This window comes from Photorhabdus akhurstii (assembly GCF_019090985.1).
GTDB lineage: Bacteria > Pseudomonadota > Gammaproteobacteria > Enterobacterales > Enterobacteriaceae > Photorhabdus > Photorhabdus akhurstii.
The window spans coordinates 4,330,903-4,346,289 of record NZ_CP020335.1; the positions used below are offsets into that span (position 1 = coordinate 4,330,903).

Below are 15,387 nucleotides of genomic sequence, written 5' to 3' on the forward strand. Positions count from 1 at the left end.
AATATATCTGTAATTTACACATTACCGTCTCTTGTAAAGATAGAAACATTCATCCAAACCTATTGGAACAGTTTAAATAAATCGGTAAATGTAGCAGATAAAATCAACAGAATATTTTTGATTTACTAAGATTACTGTAATCTTACACATATAAATACAATTAAATATTTTAAGGTAAAAAAACAAATGTAATCAAAAATAAGAAATAGAATAAAACAATAGAGAAGGGCGAAAAACATTAACTATATTTACTAGCTATAATAATATAATAGATGTAAAGCTTATCATGACCTAATTAGAAAATAATATTAAAATAGATATTATAGTAGATACTACTCTTATTTAACCTATAATCAAATGGCATTTAAAAATTTAAAAGGCAATAATTATTGCCTTATTTATTAATGGAGAAATATTTAAAACTCATAAACATTCTGGATAACACGCTAAAGGAGACAACTGCACTATAATCCTTTTTCCTGCAACAATTCGTTGTTGGCTTTTCGCCTGTACCGCTCGTTTCCCATCCCAACGTAAACGAGTCCTTAAGAATAGCTCACTATGAGAAAACTGTGGGCTTAAACGCATAGAAAAAGTGAGGGGTAACATGTCCAAGCGATAATACATCTCACCCACTGTCAATACTTTACCTTCAACCACAGTAAGCAACGACACCTCAACGTCTGCCGTTTTAGGCAGAGAAACCGGCATGGTCACATCTCCCTCAATCAACCGTGATGCATCATGCTTGACTACTTCACTGACACAACCAGTAATCAGCAAGCACAACAAGACCAGCCCTATTTTGGTCACGGCAGGCTGATCCTGCGTTGTGACAACGGGGTATGCTGCCCATCCAACAAACGCTGCAATGTTGTCTCATGTTCAAGCCCTACGACAAGACCTCTACTTAGCACCACAGAAAGTGGCTCATTAACATTTTGCGGTATGTGTCCCAAAGTAACCTGACGGCCGCAACAAAGACTATTATTTTCATGGGGCACGCTTGTTAAATGAATGGGTAACGAATTTTCAATTTTCATACTCGCATTCCCAAAGATTCGCGCTGTTGAGAGTCAGCCGGAAGTTGAGCCTGCAATAACTCCAGCCAAAACTCAGCATGATCCAACATACTTGAAAGGCTTTCTTCAAAGAGAGCCAAATTTAGCCGACTAGCTGACATCTGCCGATAAAGCTGTACCATTAGCGTTGACTCATCAAAACCAAAATGAAGATCAAACTGATACCAATGACGATTAAAACTGGCTAATTGACGGAAAATCCCTTCTCCAACCGCAGTGATATCAGCTACATCTATCTGTAAAACGAGCTGGTCGCGTTCAGGAATTAAGATCAAAGAGAGATGAAGGTGCTCATCAAAACAGAGAGCGGCCACACCTTCATGATTTAAAGCCAGGTGCGGCAAGCCGAATTTAACAGCAAATTCAGACAAAACTTGGTTGACGATGGCTATCACATCCATCATGGGTTACTCCTGCTAGAGAAGGCAATCAGACCAACTTGAACTACCGAATGGTCAAACAAACGGGTTACTCCCGCAGAAAAGGGGGCCAGTTTACTACCATCATCTTTTGTGCCTCTGTCACTCAAGGGCAATTCTTTTAATAAAAAGGTCACTCCGGTGATTATCAAAAACCAAACACCAGAGCATAGGAGCGTGCTTTTTTTCCTTAACACGTTCTGCCTGTCAAAGATTGAAATCTTAATTGGGTATTTTCGCTTTTCTATACTTTTACCTTTAACGCTATTAGTAGATTTTAAAAACGAGCTTAAATAGCAGCATCCATCGATAAGAGCGCACCTCTCGGTGCACTCAGACTTATTCGCTAGCATTACACCACGCCAGTCGCCGCACGCCATGCTTGGACATGACTCTGATAAAGCTGCTGTATCAATTGCAAAACCTCTCTCATAAAATTGTTATTCAATGAGATCTGATCTTCACTCTTCTGTTTTTCATGTTGAGAAATAGACGAATCCACTTCATGTTCTTTAGCTTTAGCCTGAGAAAGTCCCTGTTCTACCTGCACCGAATTATTGGACATACTCTCTAAAGATTTCATCACTGAACTTAGGAACTGCTGCTTGCTGTTACGACTTTCAAAAACCAAGGTAATAGATTTCAGAGCACTCTTGTCAGCATCTTGTGCTACATTCCATACTCTACCAATTGCTGCCCGATCCGCATCGCTACTCTTACCTAGCTGTTCCAACTTAAGATCAATTAATTCGTTACGACCAGCAATATTACCTTCCAACGTCTTCTGCTGCTTAATCGCTTGACTATTTTTAGCGGAAGAAAAACCACCTATCAGCCCCGAACCAATCGTCATTAAGCCTGAAACCACTGCCATAGCAATCATCAACTTGGCGCTACGTCGCATCTCATCCACTTGTGACTTCTGAGCATCAATGGACGCTTTATTCTCAGTGTCACGCTGCAAAATACCCAGTTCACGCATCCTCTTTGCAATCTCAAACAGCAGCGACATCATATCTAGCGTATTATTTAATTCTTGTCCGACATTTCCTAAGCGACTGGGATCGAAACCCTGTTTCGGTACAATCAATTCAACCTTATCCGTGAGCCTAATTCTTTCCGGCTGTTGAATAGCAGCTTCATGTGCTGTTGGTGTCGGCATGGAGATTTTGTCAGTTACAATATCAACACTATTATTGACACTGTTCACCTGAGAACTATTGATATTATTAATAGCTTCCATCTTCTTACTCCCTAAATTTCCTGTGGTCGGCTGGCAAGGTTATTTATCATGTCTCCCCTGGCATTGAGCATCTGGAAAATCATTTCCATCACATGTTGGAAAGACTCTACCATTTGGGACAACTCCTCTTTAAGCCTGTCCATAACAGCCTGAAACGCGGTCAATTCACTACGTGAAAGCTGTACATCAGCTTGTCGGTTAGCCGCTTTACTCTGGAAGGCTGTATTGACAGTTTGAGCGGCGCCATTAGCAACATCAACCACCAAATCACTCGCCTGCATGCCCACTTTCAAGCTACGAGCCATAGTATTTGCCGCCGTACCAGCAACTTTTGCAGAAAACTCCGCCGCCTTTACTGCGACCTTGGATGCTACCTCAGCCGCCACCTTAGCCCCTACCTCTACAACTTTACTACCAACCTTAGATGCCACGTCAGCAACTGCTTTGCCCATCTTAGCGCCCATCTTGGCTATCATTCCGACTGCCGAGCCGCCAAAACTGACTGCCAGCGCCGCCAAAGACACTATAATCTCAATCGCCATCATTGCTGGGCCCAGCCATTTCATGGTTTCCTTGCTGATTAAACCCGCTTTAGCCGCTTCTTGTAGTCCTTGAGAGGCCACCCCCATTACTCCTCCGGCAATCAGCAAAGCGCCTGCTACCGCACCAACACCAGTAGCAACCATAATTGCGCCAACCACAATTGAAGCAATCGCACTGATCCAGCCAAAGATCTTAGAAAACAATCCAGATTTCTGCGCCTCTTTAGCAGAATTTTCAGCTTCTTTAATCTTCTGCTGGTTCTCATCCATTTTCTGCAAGCTTTCCTGACGCGCCCGCTGGATATCTTGGATCTTTAACTTTGTTTGATTACGCTCGATCTCGCTGGTCAATTTGCCCAATTCAATCTCTATCGCCTCAGATGAGGACAATACTAGAGAAGACAGCAGCGACGTTCCTGTCAGCTTCGTTGTCAGTTCCTTTATCAGCCCTGTAGCCTGCTTGGACTCTTGTATAATCGATTCGAGCTTAACCATTTCTTCTCGCCCAAGGCGAGCATTACTCACCGCCAATGGCGCTGGCAATGATACCCTTCGTGACTTAGCTACATCAGCCGACAAGTTACTTGCCTGGCTAGGCGTAACAAGTTGCTCTCCTTTAGGGGGTGTAGCCACAGAGATATCATCAACCAGTAGACTCCTTTCCGGTTGAGAAACTCGGTAATCATTTGTTATCGGAATCATCTTTCTGAGTCCTTTTTATTGTGATGGCTTCTAACATTGCACTGGAACTGGCAGCTAAAGCAGCCTGTTCCGGCAAAGCTGCCGCAAGTTGTTGAGCCGAGTAGAAGCCACTCTCAGCCCCATCAAGTTCTCCTAATTGCAGGAGACATTCGGCAGCATGAAATGGAAAACGGGGCTCATTAATATCAAGCATCGCTCCGTAGCTATAGCTTTGAATCGCCTGCTCCAGTTGCCCCATTGCCTGACGGCACGCGCCCAATCCAAGGAAGAACCGGGAATCATAGTGATCCAACATACACAAAGCCTGGAATATCTTATGTGCATCCTGCCATTTGCCTGACTGATACTGGTTGAATGCTAATGAGTAAAGTTGCTCCAACGTATCACTAGAAATATCTTTCAACATGGCAAGGGTGCCGCCATCATGAAGAAAAGATTCCAGCTCTTGTGCATATTGGTCAGAAGTCGTTGATGTTTCTTGATGCTCCATAATCATTCCTTAAATTGCGCCGAGAATATTGCGCATGATGCTGTCATACTTTTGAATAAAACGGTTTAACGCCTCAATAGCCGCGTTATAACGGGAACTCGCCTCATTTAAGCGTGTTGTTTTTTCCTGGACAGTATTGTTTAACGGATTTACACGATCATTAACCGAAGTAGAGAAATTGGCTAACTTATTATTTTCCTTGTCATATTTATATGAATCCTCCAGACCTGTCATAGCGCCACTTTGCTTATTGGGACTTTCTAAAAATATCTTAATAGAAATTTTAGGGTCAGAAGATATCTTCTTTAATAGCTTATATTCAGCACTTTTCTCAAAAGCAGCCTGATCACTAAAACCATATTTCTTATGATCCAATAAATTGAAGGAATCGGAATCGGTAATATTAAGCGTCCCATTAGCTGCTAATTTCGCATTAATCTCCGATTGAATAACACTGTAAACCTTTAACTCTGCGGTCAATGTAGCCAATTCATCACGTAACTCAAGTCGTTTTTTATCATGACCTGACATAACAGAAACGAATATATCGATTACATCATCATCAAGACGATCCGGCGTTAAATTAAAATGAACCGCAGCCAGAAAATCTTTTAATGTCCAAGTTTTTAATGCTGAACTATTCAAGAAAGATTTAAGATTTTCGATCCCATTTTTTATTTGGCTATCTAAGTGACCACCTTTAACAACAGCGTCCGCTGGCAGAAAATAGGCAATCAGTTTTTTCAGGAGTTCTTTATCGTTAGTGATAACAACAGAACCAGATTCAATCTTGATCTTCTTCTCAAGAATAAGCTCAACCAATTCATCAAGCTTCGAAGATCCAGAACCTTGTAATTGCTCTAGCGAAACCCCGTTCAGATCTTTCAAAAAAAGCTGTGGGTCATTTTGATATGGCCTAATTTCCACCTTCAAACTCCTTATACAATAATGCCACGCATACGAGGTGGGCGACGGAGACGCTTTCCCTCTTCCAAAGAGGGAGGTTGGTTGCTTCGTAAGCGATTAACTTCTGTCAGCAACTCTTGCTCAGCATTCTGAGCCAAAGTAACGTCAGCATGACCAAACAGTTCTGTACCCACACTTGGGTTGATGCCAAGAGACTGCCACATCTCCTGCAATAGTTGCAGTCTGTGATCACTGTCTTTAATGGCCGCCTCAGCAGCTTGCAGTACTTTGGCGTTGGGTTCCTCTTGCATCAGTGACTCCTATAATAAAGAGAGATATTGCTTCTTCCTGTCAAAGTTGGACTTTTTTTTGTTGTTTTCTCATTTGATGTAGCGATATAACGCAACTGGCTTCTAACTCAAACCAGCCAGGCGCCACCTCACTCGCACCGGTCCAGCGATGGTAGAACCGGGCCAAACGTTCATCATTAAGGGGAGAGTCAACCAAAGTATTAACTTGACCATAAAGCCGGCTATCCGGCCCAAGCACTGCCATCGTTGCTGTCGCCAACAGATAAAGAGGCGCAAATGGATTAGCAAGCCCCCGGCGCTGCCGGGTGCGACGTAACATGATGATCCAAACTCGCGGCGCATCATAGCGCCAGGCAATTTCACAATCTTCATACCACACACGCCAACCAAGAGGGATCGCGCTACTTCCCATATAGTGAGGGTGAACCGAATAACCCCGCTCCTCAAACCAAGGTGTAAGTGGATCATGGTTCATAGGCACACCCTGCCAAGAGGTTGGATATTGATCTGTTGAGTCAACTCTTGATACGAGAGTACCGGCAAGCCGTGGTGATCACCTTCAATTAACTTACGGACATAGCGACGAATATCCATTGATACGATTAACACTGGCTTATTCTGCATTTGTGTTAAATCGCCCACTGTTTTCTTCATCTGTTCAAGGAAACTTTGCGTCACCGCTGGGTCCAGCGCCAGATAACTACCTGCGCTCGTTTGACGAATACCACTCCGGATCTGCTCCTCTACCTGTTGATCCAATAAATAGGCGGGCAGGATATTGTTACCATTAGCATACTTGTAACAAATGTAACGCTTGAGACTACTGCGAATATATTCCGTTAATTGCACTACATCTTTCTCCTTCTGCCCCCACACCACCATAGCTTCGAGAATCGTACGTGTATTACGAATAGAGATGTCCTCACCGACCAGCCGCTGCAATATCTCAGTCATCCGCTGCAATGGAATTATGCGCATGGCCTCCTTGACTAATTCACCATAACTCCCCTCCATCTGTTCCAGAAGATAACGGGTTTCCTGCACGCCAATAAAATCTTCGGCGTACTCCCGCAACACATGTGACAAATGCCAGGTGATTACCTGAGACATGGATAAAAACGCCAGCCCGGACTTCGCCAAACGTTCCTGATGTGCTTCGGCCACCCACAGGGTTGGCTGATTAGGCAATAGCGGTTCCCCCTCTTCATAAGGAATAACCAACAATTCCAACTGACTGACCGGTTCCTGCACCAGCAAATGTGATGAACGCAGCCGACCACGAGCAACAGGCACCTCTTGTAGCTGGATCAGGTATTCCCCCTCCTTCATTCCCTCATTAAAGCGTAAGTGGATACCCGGAAATGGTACCCCTAAATCCAAATAGAGGGCGCGTCGTACCCGTATTAATTCATCATTCAGTGAAATAGCTTCCAGTTCAGCCTGTAATCCCGCGTCCACATCAATAAGCAAAGGAACCGTCATCGCAAATTCCTCTTTCTCACTAAGCTTGCCAGCTTTGGCCTTACTACCGCTTTTGGGTTTAGGTTTGGCTGCCGGAGCGCCTGCTCCTTGGGCTAATAGGCTAGGAAGATCCGTTTCCTGGCTGGCGCTGGCTTGTCGCTGGCGTTGGAACAGCAAATAACCGCCACCTGCCACCACCAGTGCAAGCATGAAGAAGGTTAATGTAGGGAATCCGGGAATAAGGCCAAATAGCACCAATAAAACGCCGCCAATCAGCAGTGCCTTTGGTTGGGCAACAACCTGCTCGCCGATCTCATTACCCAGATCCGAAGCGTCTTCCGACGAAACCCGGGTAACAATGATACCTGCGGTGATAGCGATCAATAGCGCCGGAACCTGAGAGACCATACCATCACCAACGGTCAAAATAGCGTAGAGCTGCAATGCATCAGCCGCCGACATTCCTTTCTGGGTGACGCCTATGGTTATCCCACCCAAAATGTTGACAAAGATGATGAGGAGACTTGCAATCGCATCACCCTTAACAAATTTCATCGCACCATCCATCGAACCAAACATCTGGCTCTCTTTTTCGATAATGCTGCGCCTCTCTCTGGCTTCATTGACGTCAATAACGCCGGCACGCATATCTCCGTCGATACTCATCTGTTTACCGGGCATGGCATCAAGAGAAAAGCGGGCGCTCACCTCAGCTACGCGTTCCGAACCTTTGGTTATGACGATAAATTGTACAATGGTGATGATCAGAAAGATCACTATCCCGACAATCAGGTTGCCGCCGACAACGAAATTACCGAAGGTATAGACTATCTTACCGGCATCTGCTTGCAGGAGGATCATCCGGGTGGTACTGACTGAAAGCGCCAGACGAAATAGCGTTGTCACCAGTAAGACCGCAGGAAAAGCGGAAAACTGTAAGGGGGAATTGATATAGACCGCCATCATCATGAGCACCACCGAGATGGTCATATTAATGGCGATCAAAATGTCAAGCAGGATAGGCGGAAGCGGCAACACCATCATGAAAACTACGGCTAGCAACAATATCGCCAACATGATGTCTTTACGCTCGCCAATCAGACGCAATAACTCAAACCCACGGCTCATAATAGCGCCCCTTGAGCGAGATAACGTTGATAAGCACTACGCGCTTCTTCCAGGTTCCCCTCCTGTTGACAAGCGCGGCTAACACAAAGCCAGAGGGCTGCGTTTTGTTCGCCCTGTTCTTGTAAGAGAGTGCAATGTTCTTTTGCCGCGCTCCCCTCTTGCAGTTTAAGTAATGAAACCACCAAGGCGCGACGCCCTTCCTGATGTTCTGGATGCAAAGCCAGTAATGCATCCAATAAAATACGCGCTCGGTCAGGATGACCGTATTGAAGTTGTAGCCAGCCGAGCAGCAACAGGGCGCTCTGCTGTTTAGCACTGAGAGTCATGGTCATACCTTGTGCAACAGGTGCAGAGCCATCTGCAACAACTGTTCATCTTGATTCATTTTTTCCAACAGGGAGACAGCATGCTGTACCCTGACGTCATCATCTTGTTGCAAAATTGTACGCAGACCACTCACAGCCTGACGGAAATCATGTGGGCGCAACAGAGAGTGAAACCCATCTTGCGGGCAAGCAAAAGCCAACAAAGCCTGATCAGCCTTGTTAGCGGGATAAAGACGTGCAGAGTGAGTCTCAACGGATTGACCATCAGGCAATAACGCGTAGCGATCAGGTAAACTAACCCCTATCTCTTCCCGACTGATCGCCGTTAGTTGTTCAATTCCTATATGGGCGGCAGCGATTTTGCTCACGAAGCGAGCACCTCTCGCTGTACTCTTAATAAAGAGCGAAATGCCTGATGCAGCAAAGGCAAGGTTATATCTCGTTCATCCAGTGTCACAAACAATAACAGGCGATCTTCCCCCAACCAGCCACAACGCAAGGGCAGTTCTGGCCCCTGACCACTGAAAGTGAGTAACATCGCCTTAACCATGACCTCTTTTCCCTGATGCCAGGGAATTTCGCGGGCCAGCCAAAGTGTTAATGCGCCACCATAGCGCTCAATTTGTAACGTACCAGAATACTCAAAATCGATTTGAATCAAGGGACTAGAAACATCAGACATCTCCATACCCAAATCCTGACAAAACTGGAGCAACTGTGGCTCTATCCAGTTCATGACGCTCCCTCTCCCGACCACAATTCGTCTTCTTCTCTCTCAATTGCTGTATCCAGCGCCAGTTGACAAGCATTAAGCAAATTTTGACGCTGTTCTTCATCACTGAACACTTCTACCGGAATCAAGCGAATCAATCGCTTCAACTCCCGATAGAAATGAATTTGAGTTTGGCTATCTTGCAATCCCAAAGCATGACCGAGCATTTCAATATCCCGCACGTTGGCCCAACGTTTCTCAACCAGAGAAACGACATCCCCCATAAGGTCAGAAGGCCCGTATGCCATGGCTCTCCCCCTCTATCACGCTTTTCCATAACTGCTCAACCTGAACCGATAAGCTGTTAAGCAAACGGAGTTTATGCATGTCACTCATTACACGTTCCAGCTTAATCGGATCGAGTTGCCGCTGTTGGCTGTCCAAATCAGCGCTCAGCGCTTTCATGATGAATCCGGTTACTTCCATCAGGGAACTACTCTTGAAATTGGCTTGAATATCTCGCCAGGCAGCCGACAGCCCTTGATAATCCATCACTGCATCACGATAGATGTTGCGCAACGCTTGCAAGTTGCCAACCCCATTTCTCGCCGCTGTCGTGGCATCAGGCGTAATGCGGGCTCCCAACTCGATAGCAATCCCTTGCTCTTGCGCTAAACGTGACAACTCCTGATCAATCAATGTCAATATGGCATGTGCCTCCGGCCTGCCAGCCAGCGCGTCACGGGCCTGACTCAGCGCATAAAATTGCTCACTCACCTCGCCAGAGAAACTTTCCAGATAAGCCTGTAACTGAGCAATATTAGTCAGTTGAGCGCTATTTAAGTGAGAGATCAATGCTTTGACCTTTTGTTGACGCTCCAAATCCGGCACCTTCTGCAAATATTCGCCCACCAGCGCCTCAATTTCTCGTACCCTGGCATGCCCATCGCTAACTTTACGCTTGGAGAGCGGCATATCTTTGCGCTCCGAAAATGCAAAGGTCAGCTCTTCAGCCGCATCAGCAAAAGATTGGGATGCCGATACCAACACGGCTTTCTCTCCCTGAAACTGACCAACCTTAGCCTGCTCCTGTTGTGCGGTAACCCCGGTACCCGGTTCTGATAAAGTTATCGAATGAAGATGATTCTGGATAATATCCATAGCCTACCTTGTCATATCAGAGTTAATAATGAACAAATTATAAAGATACCGTCCCAGCGCCTATGCCAAAATCAGTCGTGAATTTTTAGCAAAATCCGTCGTAATCCAAGGCAGAGTCCCATTGGTCTGGTGTAAGGCGCATCAAGCATGAACAATACGCCGTGAATAAGATCAGGAAATCTCACCGATAAAGCAGGGAACGTCCAGGCAAACTCCAACCATTTTCTAAAAACTCCCGACTCAGGTTGCAATCCCTCCCCCTCTCCCTTCTTTATAGTATTTGCAGCAGAGGTTATATAAACGATCATGAAGCTTTCCCTTGACCATATTCCCGGCCAAATGCGCCACGCCATTAATGAATGCCGGCTAATTCAGATTCGCGGCAGGGTTACACAGGTCACGGGTACACTACTTAAAGCCGTCATTCCTGGTGTACGGATAGGTGAACTTTGTCACTTACGCAATCCTGACAACACGCTGTCGCTTTTAGCGGAGGTGATTGGATTCCAACAACATCAAGCGCTGTTGACGCCACTTGGTGAAATGTTTGGCATCTCTTCAAATACCGAAGTCAGTCCAACCGGAGCCATGCACCAAGTTGGTGTGGGTGATTACCTGTTAGGACAAGTCCTTGATGGGCTAGGTAATCCGTTTGCCGGCGGCCAATTGCCGGAACCACAAGCTTGGTATCCCGTTTATCGAGATGCCCCGGCTCCTATGAGCCGTAAACGGATTGAACACCCGCTTTCACTCGGTGTACGCGCTATTGATGGCTTACTCACATGCGGTGAAGGCCAACGTATGGGGATTTTTGCCGCGGCGGGCGGCGGAAAAAGCACATTGCTATCTACGTTGATTCGTAGCGCCGAAGTTGATGTTACCGTGCTGGCGCTCATTGGTGAACGTGGCCGTGAAGTACGGGAATTCATCGAATCGGATCTTGGTGAAGAGGGGCTAAAACGTTCCGTGCTGGTGGTCGCGACCTCAGATCGCCCGGCAATGGAGCGAGCTAAAGCAGGGTTTGTCGCTACGTCAATCGCTGAATATTTTCGTGATCAAGGCAAACGTGTACTGCTATTAATGGATTCTGTGACCCGTTTCGCCCGAGCACAACGAGAAATAGGTTTAGCTGCCGGTGAACCACCAACCCGGCGTGGTTATCCTCCGTCAGTGTTCGCGGCTTTGCCACGATTAATGGAACGTGCGGGTCAATCCGACAAAGGTTCGATTACCGCCCTCTATACCGTATTGGTGGAAGGCGATGACATGACAGAACCCGTAGCAGATGAGACTCGATCTATCCTTGATGGTCACATTATTTTGTCACGCAAGCTGGCTGCGGCTAACCACTATCCCGCTATCGATGTGCTACGTTCCGCCAGCAGGGTAATGAATCAAATTATTACTCCTGAACATCAGGCTCAAGCTGGCCTGTTACGCAACTGGTTAGCTAAATATGAAGAAGTGGAGCTTTTGTTGCAGATTGGAGAGTATCAAAAGGGGCAAGATCTCGTTGCTGACAATGCCATTGCGCGTATTGACGCAATACGTAGCTGGTTACGCCAAGGCACTCATGAGCCAAGTGATTTACCGCAAACTTTAGCGCTATTACAGCAGATAACAAGATAATGATTAGCCGTTTACAACGCATAAAAGCCTTACGAGTCGAACGCGCTGAAAAACATTTTTCTCTGCAACAAATGAAACTACAAACAGCCCGTCAAAACCATCAACAGGCTTTGCAAACCCTGCAAGATTACGGTCAATGGCGAATAGAAGAGGAACAGCGGCTTTTTGCACTGTGTCAGGGCAAACCTATTGACCGTAAAGGTCTTGAACGCTGGCAACAACAAGTTGCCCTGTTGCGCGAAAATGAAGCGCAATTGGAAAAGCAAGCGGCTGAAATGAAAGAAAAAGTAGAGCTGGAACTCCGTCAATTACAAGAGTGTCAGCGTGTATTGCACCACGCACGCCAGCAGCAAGAAAAATTTAATGAATTGGGTCGTCAGCAACAAGAGGCGATCCGTGCCCAAGGTGAATACCAGGAAGAGCTGGAACAAGAAGAGTTCCATCGCCAAGAAAGAGTGTAAAACAGAAGAGTATGAACCCACTGACAGCTATCGGCAAAGGTGTCTCCTCCCTCCCAACGTCGTCTCCCACAGAGGCAGACGCAGATTTGCAACGCCGTTTCGAGCAAGCTATCACCTCTCATGCCGCCAACACACGCCAGTCAACCACACAGCGGACAGAACAACCGTTAACTAACTCGGCAACGTTAACTAACACAACAACGTTAACTAACACAATAAATAGTAAAACAGCGGATCGGCATGCTACACATGACTCAGATGAGGAGTTTCCACCATTCGGCTCCCCCCAACCGGTAATTGATGATACGCGCAAGCAAGCCTTACCATTGGCAGGCCATGACATGCCTGCGCCACCTCAAAATCAGAAGAAAAATTTATCGACCTCCGTTCATCGCCTTAGTGAGATCGCTAGCGAGATACAAGAGTCTCTGTCAGCACCTGGAATCCCAACGCATCAGCCAAACCTGAACGTCTTGCCTGATTCCGGCCTGAAACCAGTTGATATCACTGTGACTGGCCATCCTGACGCAACAATGACGCCTGTACAGCAAAACGCAAACGATGAACTGGCATATCATGCAGTGATACAGACAACACCTGGCCGATCCCCATCTCAACCAGACACACAACGCGGTGCTACTCCTCACCAACAGACAGATCCGACTTCACTTATACCTGCTCACTATGCCAACGAAAGCAACATCGCCAACGAAAGCAACATTACGGAAAAAAAAGCGTTGGATGAAGTCGAGACCTACCATTTGTTGGCACCAAAGCCAAAAGAGTCTGACTCTCAATCCTCTTACTCCGGCGGATCAGATGGGAAAACCCCTTTCTTGCCGCAAACACCACTTCTGCCAGGGGAACGCATCCTCGCCACGATGCAAGCAACTTCAACCATATCTCCCCTTTTGGAAGCATTGATCGACAAACTGAGTGTGGAGATCAGTATCGAACTCACACAGCAACCGCGTCCGGCCACATTACACTTGACGCTTCCTAGCCTGGGGGCGCTTGAGATCCAACTCACTAATGAGTACGGCAAACTTCAAATCGAGATTTTAGCGAATCCCGCAGCTCAACAACTCCTGAAACAGGCACGCTTTGAACTGATTGAACGTTTACAACTTCTTTACCCAACACAAACGGTTGAACTCTCCCTTCCGCCTCAAACGGATAGTGAACACGGATCACGTCAACGTCGCAGCGTATATGAAGAATGGAAAAAAGATGCATGAATGACCTAACCCTATCCAAAGTTTCATTAGAAGAATTAACGCTGCATCAGACCCTGAATCGCCACCAGCAACAATTTAGTTGGGATAATAGCCATCTCTCTCTGGATGTGGCCGCCCCTCCCCAAACGTTGGACAGGGCATTGATCGCCCATTGGCAAGGACAAACTTTTTCCTTTTACTGCCATGCAGCCGAGCTAGCATTGTGGCTTGCTCCTGATCTACAACAAGCGAATCTCACCTCGCTCCCTCAAGATCTGCTGCTGGCACTGCTGGAATATCAGAGCAAAGTGCTACCCACTCTGTCATGGTCAGCACTGCGTACCACGTCGGAACGCCCTTTGTCAGCTTGTTTACAATTACGCCTTGAACGGCCGGGGGCCACATTGCCGCTCTGGTTACCAGAGCCATCCCCTTTAATTGCTATATTGCCAGAACGTCAACCTGGCGAGTGCCTGTCTATTCCATTACGACTTTCTCTGCAATGGGGAGCAATAACCCTGACTTTAGATGCGTTTCGCACCCTGGAATCAGGGGATGTGCTGCTACTGCCCCCACAGCAACAACCAGATGCCCCTTTATTAGCGTATCTGGAAGGACGCCCTTGGGCTTACTTTAAATCCCATGACCATAAACTGGAGTTAATCACTATGCACACCCCCTCCTCTGACAATTCTGACGACACTCTGCCAGTAACGGACTTAAACGACCTGGAGGTTCATGTCAGTTTCGAAGTGGGTCGTCAGACCTTGGATCTACAGACACTCACCAGCCTGCAACCCGGTTCATTACTCGATCTTGGCGTTCCCTCAGACGGTGTAGTACGTATTCTTGTCAATCAGAAATGCCTGGGTTCAGGGCGGTTGGTCGATATTGAGGGGCGTCTGGGAGTAAGAGTCGAACATCTCTCCGTGGAGAAACAATCATGATCCAGCTACCGAACGAATTGGATCTCATCATCGGTCTGGCTTTGCTGGCTCTGCTTCCCTTTATCGCGGTAATGGCAACCTCTTTTCTCAAACTGGCCGTGGTATTTTCCTTATTGCGTAACGCGTTGGGCGTACAGCAGATCCCACCCAACATGGCTATGTACGGATTAGCCATTATCCTCACTATCTATGTGATGGCTCCGGTGGGTTTCGCCACTCAAGATTACCTGCGTCAAAATGAAGTTTCATTCAGCAACTCACAATCAGTAGAGAAATTTGTGGAAGAGGGCCTGACACCTTACCGAAACTTTCTTAAACAGCATATCAAGCCCAGTGAACGCACTTTTTTTATCGACAGTACCCGACAAATTTGGCCAAGCCAGTACGCAGATCGGCTAGAACCAGACAGCTTGTTGATACTGTTACCCTCCTTTACAGTCAGTGAATTAACCCGAGCTTTTGAAATCGGGTTTCTGCTTTATCTGCCGTTTATTGCAATCGATCTCATTATTTCTAACATTCTGCTCGCAATGGGAATGATGATGGTTTCTCCAATGACTATCTCTCTTCCTTTCAAGTTACTGTTATTTGTCCTGCTTGATGGCTGGACACGCCTGACACACGGCCTTGTTATCAGTTACGGAGATTGA

Annotated in this window: 22 protein-coding genes; 5 read left to right on the forward strand and 17 right to left on the reverse strand. The window is 46.5% G+C overall.

Annotated elements, in window-relative coordinates:
• Nucleotides 1-423: 423 nt before the first annotated feature.
• From B0X70_RS18480 to B0X70_RS18555, 17 genes are all read right to left on the reverse strand, one after another.
• Entirely contained in the window at nt 424-813 is a 390-nt protein-coding gene (locus B0X70_RS18480; RefSeq protein WP_217470076.1) for a YscW family type III secretion system pilotin, read from the reverse strand.
• Nucleotides 810-1,043, reverse strand: coding sequence for a T3SS regulon translocated regulator ExsE family protein (locus tag B0X70_RS18485; RefSeq protein ID WP_105397681.1), 234 nt, complete (start codon nt 1,041-1,043; stop codon nt 810-812). The genes B0X70_RS18480 and B0X70_RS18485 overlap by 4 nt, the downstream gene beginning before the upstream one ends.
• Nucleotides 1,040-1,486: a type III secretion system chaperone gene (locus tag B0X70_RS18490; RefSeq protein ID WP_269468748.1), complete on the reverse strand. Its 447-nt coding sequence runs from the start codon at nt 1,484-1,486 to the stop codon at nt 1,040-1,042. Before B0X70_RS18490 ends, B0X70_RS18485 begins: the two co-directional genes overlap by 4 nt.
• Nucleotides 1,483-1,611 (reverse strand): hypothetical protein, encoded by a 129-nt coding sequence (locus B0X70_RS25625; protein ID WP_256448142.1) that lies wholly within the window; start codon nt 1,609-1,611, stop codon nt 1,483-1,485. Before B0X70_RS25625 ends, B0X70_RS18490 begins: the two co-directional genes overlap by 4 nt.
• A 242-nt stretch (nt 1,612-1,853) precedes the next feature.
• Nucleotides 1,854-2,744: a YopD family type III secretion system translocon subunit gene (locus B0X70_RS18495; RefSeq protein WP_040150143.1), complete on the reverse strand. Its 891-nt coding sequence runs from the start codon at nt 2,742-2,744 to the stop codon at nt 1,854-1,856.
• A gap of 11 nt (nt 2,745-2,755) precedes the next feature.
• Complete coding sequence (gene sctE / locus B0X70_RS18500) at nt 2,756-3,988, reverse strand: type III secretion system translocon subunit SseC family protein (protein ID WP_217470077.1); 1,233 nt, start codon at nt 3,986-3,988, stop codon at nt 2,756-2,758.
• A complete protein-coding gene (locus B0X70_RS18505) occupies nt 3,969-4,478 on the reverse strand; it encodes a SycD/LcrH family type III secretion system chaperone (protein ID WP_217470078.1) in 510 nt (169 codons plus the stop codon). The genes sctE and B0X70_RS18505 overlap by 20 nt, the downstream gene beginning before the upstream one ends.
• Before the next feature lie 9 nt (nt 4,479-4,487).
• A complete protein-coding gene (locus B0X70_RS18510; protein WP_040150139.1) occupies nt 4,488-5,405 on the reverse strand; it encodes a virulence-associated V antigen in 918 nt (305 codons plus the stop codon).
• 11 nt (nt 5,406-5,416) lie between these two features.
• Nucleotides 5,417-5,695 (reverse strand): LcrG family type III secretion system chaperone, encoded by a 279-nt coding sequence (locus B0X70_RS18515; RefSeq protein WP_040150136.1) that lies wholly within the window; start codon nt 5,693-5,695, stop codon nt 5,417-5,419.
• 40 nt (nt 5,696-5,735) lie between these two features.
• Entirely contained in the window at nt 5,736-6,170 is a 435-nt protein-coding gene (locus B0X70_RS18520; protein WP_217470079.1) for an LcrR family type III secretion system chaperone, read from the reverse strand.
• Complete coding sequence (sctV, locus tag B0X70_RS18525) at nt 6,167-8,284, reverse strand: type III secretion system export apparatus subunit SctV (protein ID WP_217470081.1); 2,118 nt, start codon at nt 8,282-8,284, stop codon at nt 6,167-6,169. The genes B0X70_RS18520 and sctV overlap by 4 nt, the downstream gene beginning before the upstream one ends.
• Complete coding sequence (sctY, locus tag B0X70_RS18530) at nt 8,281-8,610, reverse strand: type III secretion apparatus assembly chaperone SctY (RefSeq protein WP_217470082.1); 330 nt, start codon at nt 8,608-8,610, stop codon at nt 8,281-8,283. The genes sctV and sctY overlap by 4 nt, the downstream gene beginning before the upstream one ends.
• Nucleotides 8,611-8,612: 2 nt before the next feature.
• Entirely contained in the window at nt 8,613-8,978 is a 366-nt protein-coding gene (gene sctX, locus B0X70_RS18535) for a YscX family type III secretion system protein SctX (RefSeq protein ID WP_036775307.1), read from the reverse strand.
• Nucleotides 8,975-9,346, reverse strand: a complete 372-nt coding sequence (gene sycN, locus B0X70_RS18540; RefSeq protein WP_046395145.1) for a type III secretion chaperone SycN — start codon at nt 9,344-9,346, stop codon at nt 8,975-8,977. Before sycN ends, sctX begins: the two co-directional genes overlap by 4 nt.
• On the reverse strand, nt 9,343-9,630 hold the full coding sequence (locus B0X70_RS18545) for a TyeA family type III secretion system gatekeeper subunit (protein WP_036775304.1): 288 nt from the start codon (nt 9,628-9,630) through the stop codon (nt 9,343-9,345). Before B0X70_RS18545 ends, sycN begins: the two co-directional genes overlap by 4 nt.
• Nucleotides 9,611-10,483 (reverse strand): type III secretion system gatekeeper subunit SctW, encoded by an 873-nt coding sequence (sctW, locus tag B0X70_RS18550; RefSeq protein ID WP_217470084.1) that lies wholly within the window; start codon nt 10,481-10,483, stop codon nt 9,611-9,613. Before sctW ends, B0X70_RS18545 begins: the two co-directional genes overlap by 20 nt.
• A gap of 71 nt (nt 10,484-10,554) precedes the next feature.
• The gene (locus tag B0X70_RS18555) at nt 10,555-10,791 is read right to left on the reverse strand and encodes a hypothetical protein (RefSeq protein WP_217470085.1); all 237 of its coding nucleotides are present in this window, start codon (nt 10,789-10,791) and stop codon (nt 10,555-10,557) included.
• Between B0X70_RS18555 and sctN the strand changes: the two genes are divergently transcribed.
• Genes sctN through sctR form a run of 5 tightly spaced genes read left to right on the forward strand, consistent with a single transcriptional unit; the run spans nt 10,790 to nt 15,387 of the window.
• Nucleotides 10,790-12,112: a type III secretion system ATPase SctN gene (gene sctN / locus B0X70_RS18560; protein ID WP_036809056.1), complete on the forward strand. Its 1,323-nt coding sequence runs from the start codon at nt 10,790-10,792 to the stop codon at nt 12,110-12,112. The genes B0X70_RS18555 and sctN overlap by 2 nt on opposite strands.
• Entirely contained in the window at nt 12,112-12,573 is a 462-nt protein-coding gene (locus B0X70_RS18565) for a type III secretion protein (RefSeq protein WP_036775296.1), read from the forward strand. The genes sctN and B0X70_RS18565 overlap by 1 nt, the downstream gene beginning before the upstream one ends.
• Before the next feature lie 11 nt (nt 12,574-12,584).
• Nucleotides 12,585-13,811, forward strand: coding sequence for a type III secretion system needle length determinant (locus B0X70_RS18570; protein ID WP_217470087.1), 1,227 nt, complete (start codon nt 12,585-12,587; stop codon nt 13,809-13,811).
• On the forward strand, nt 13,808-14,737 hold the full coding sequence (sctQ, locus tag B0X70_RS18575) for a type III secretion system cytoplasmic ring protein SctQ (protein ID WP_217470089.1): 930 nt from the start codon (nt 13,808-13,810) through the stop codon (nt 14,735-14,737). The genes B0X70_RS18570 and sctQ overlap by 4 nt, the downstream gene beginning before the upstream one ends.
• Nucleotides 14,734-15,387: a type III secretion system export apparatus subunit SctR gene (gene sctR, locus B0X70_RS18580; protein ID WP_046395151.1), complete on the forward strand. Its 654-nt coding sequence runs from the start codon at nt 14,734-14,736 to the stop codon at nt 15,385-15,387. Before sctQ ends, sctR begins: the two co-directional genes overlap by 4 nt.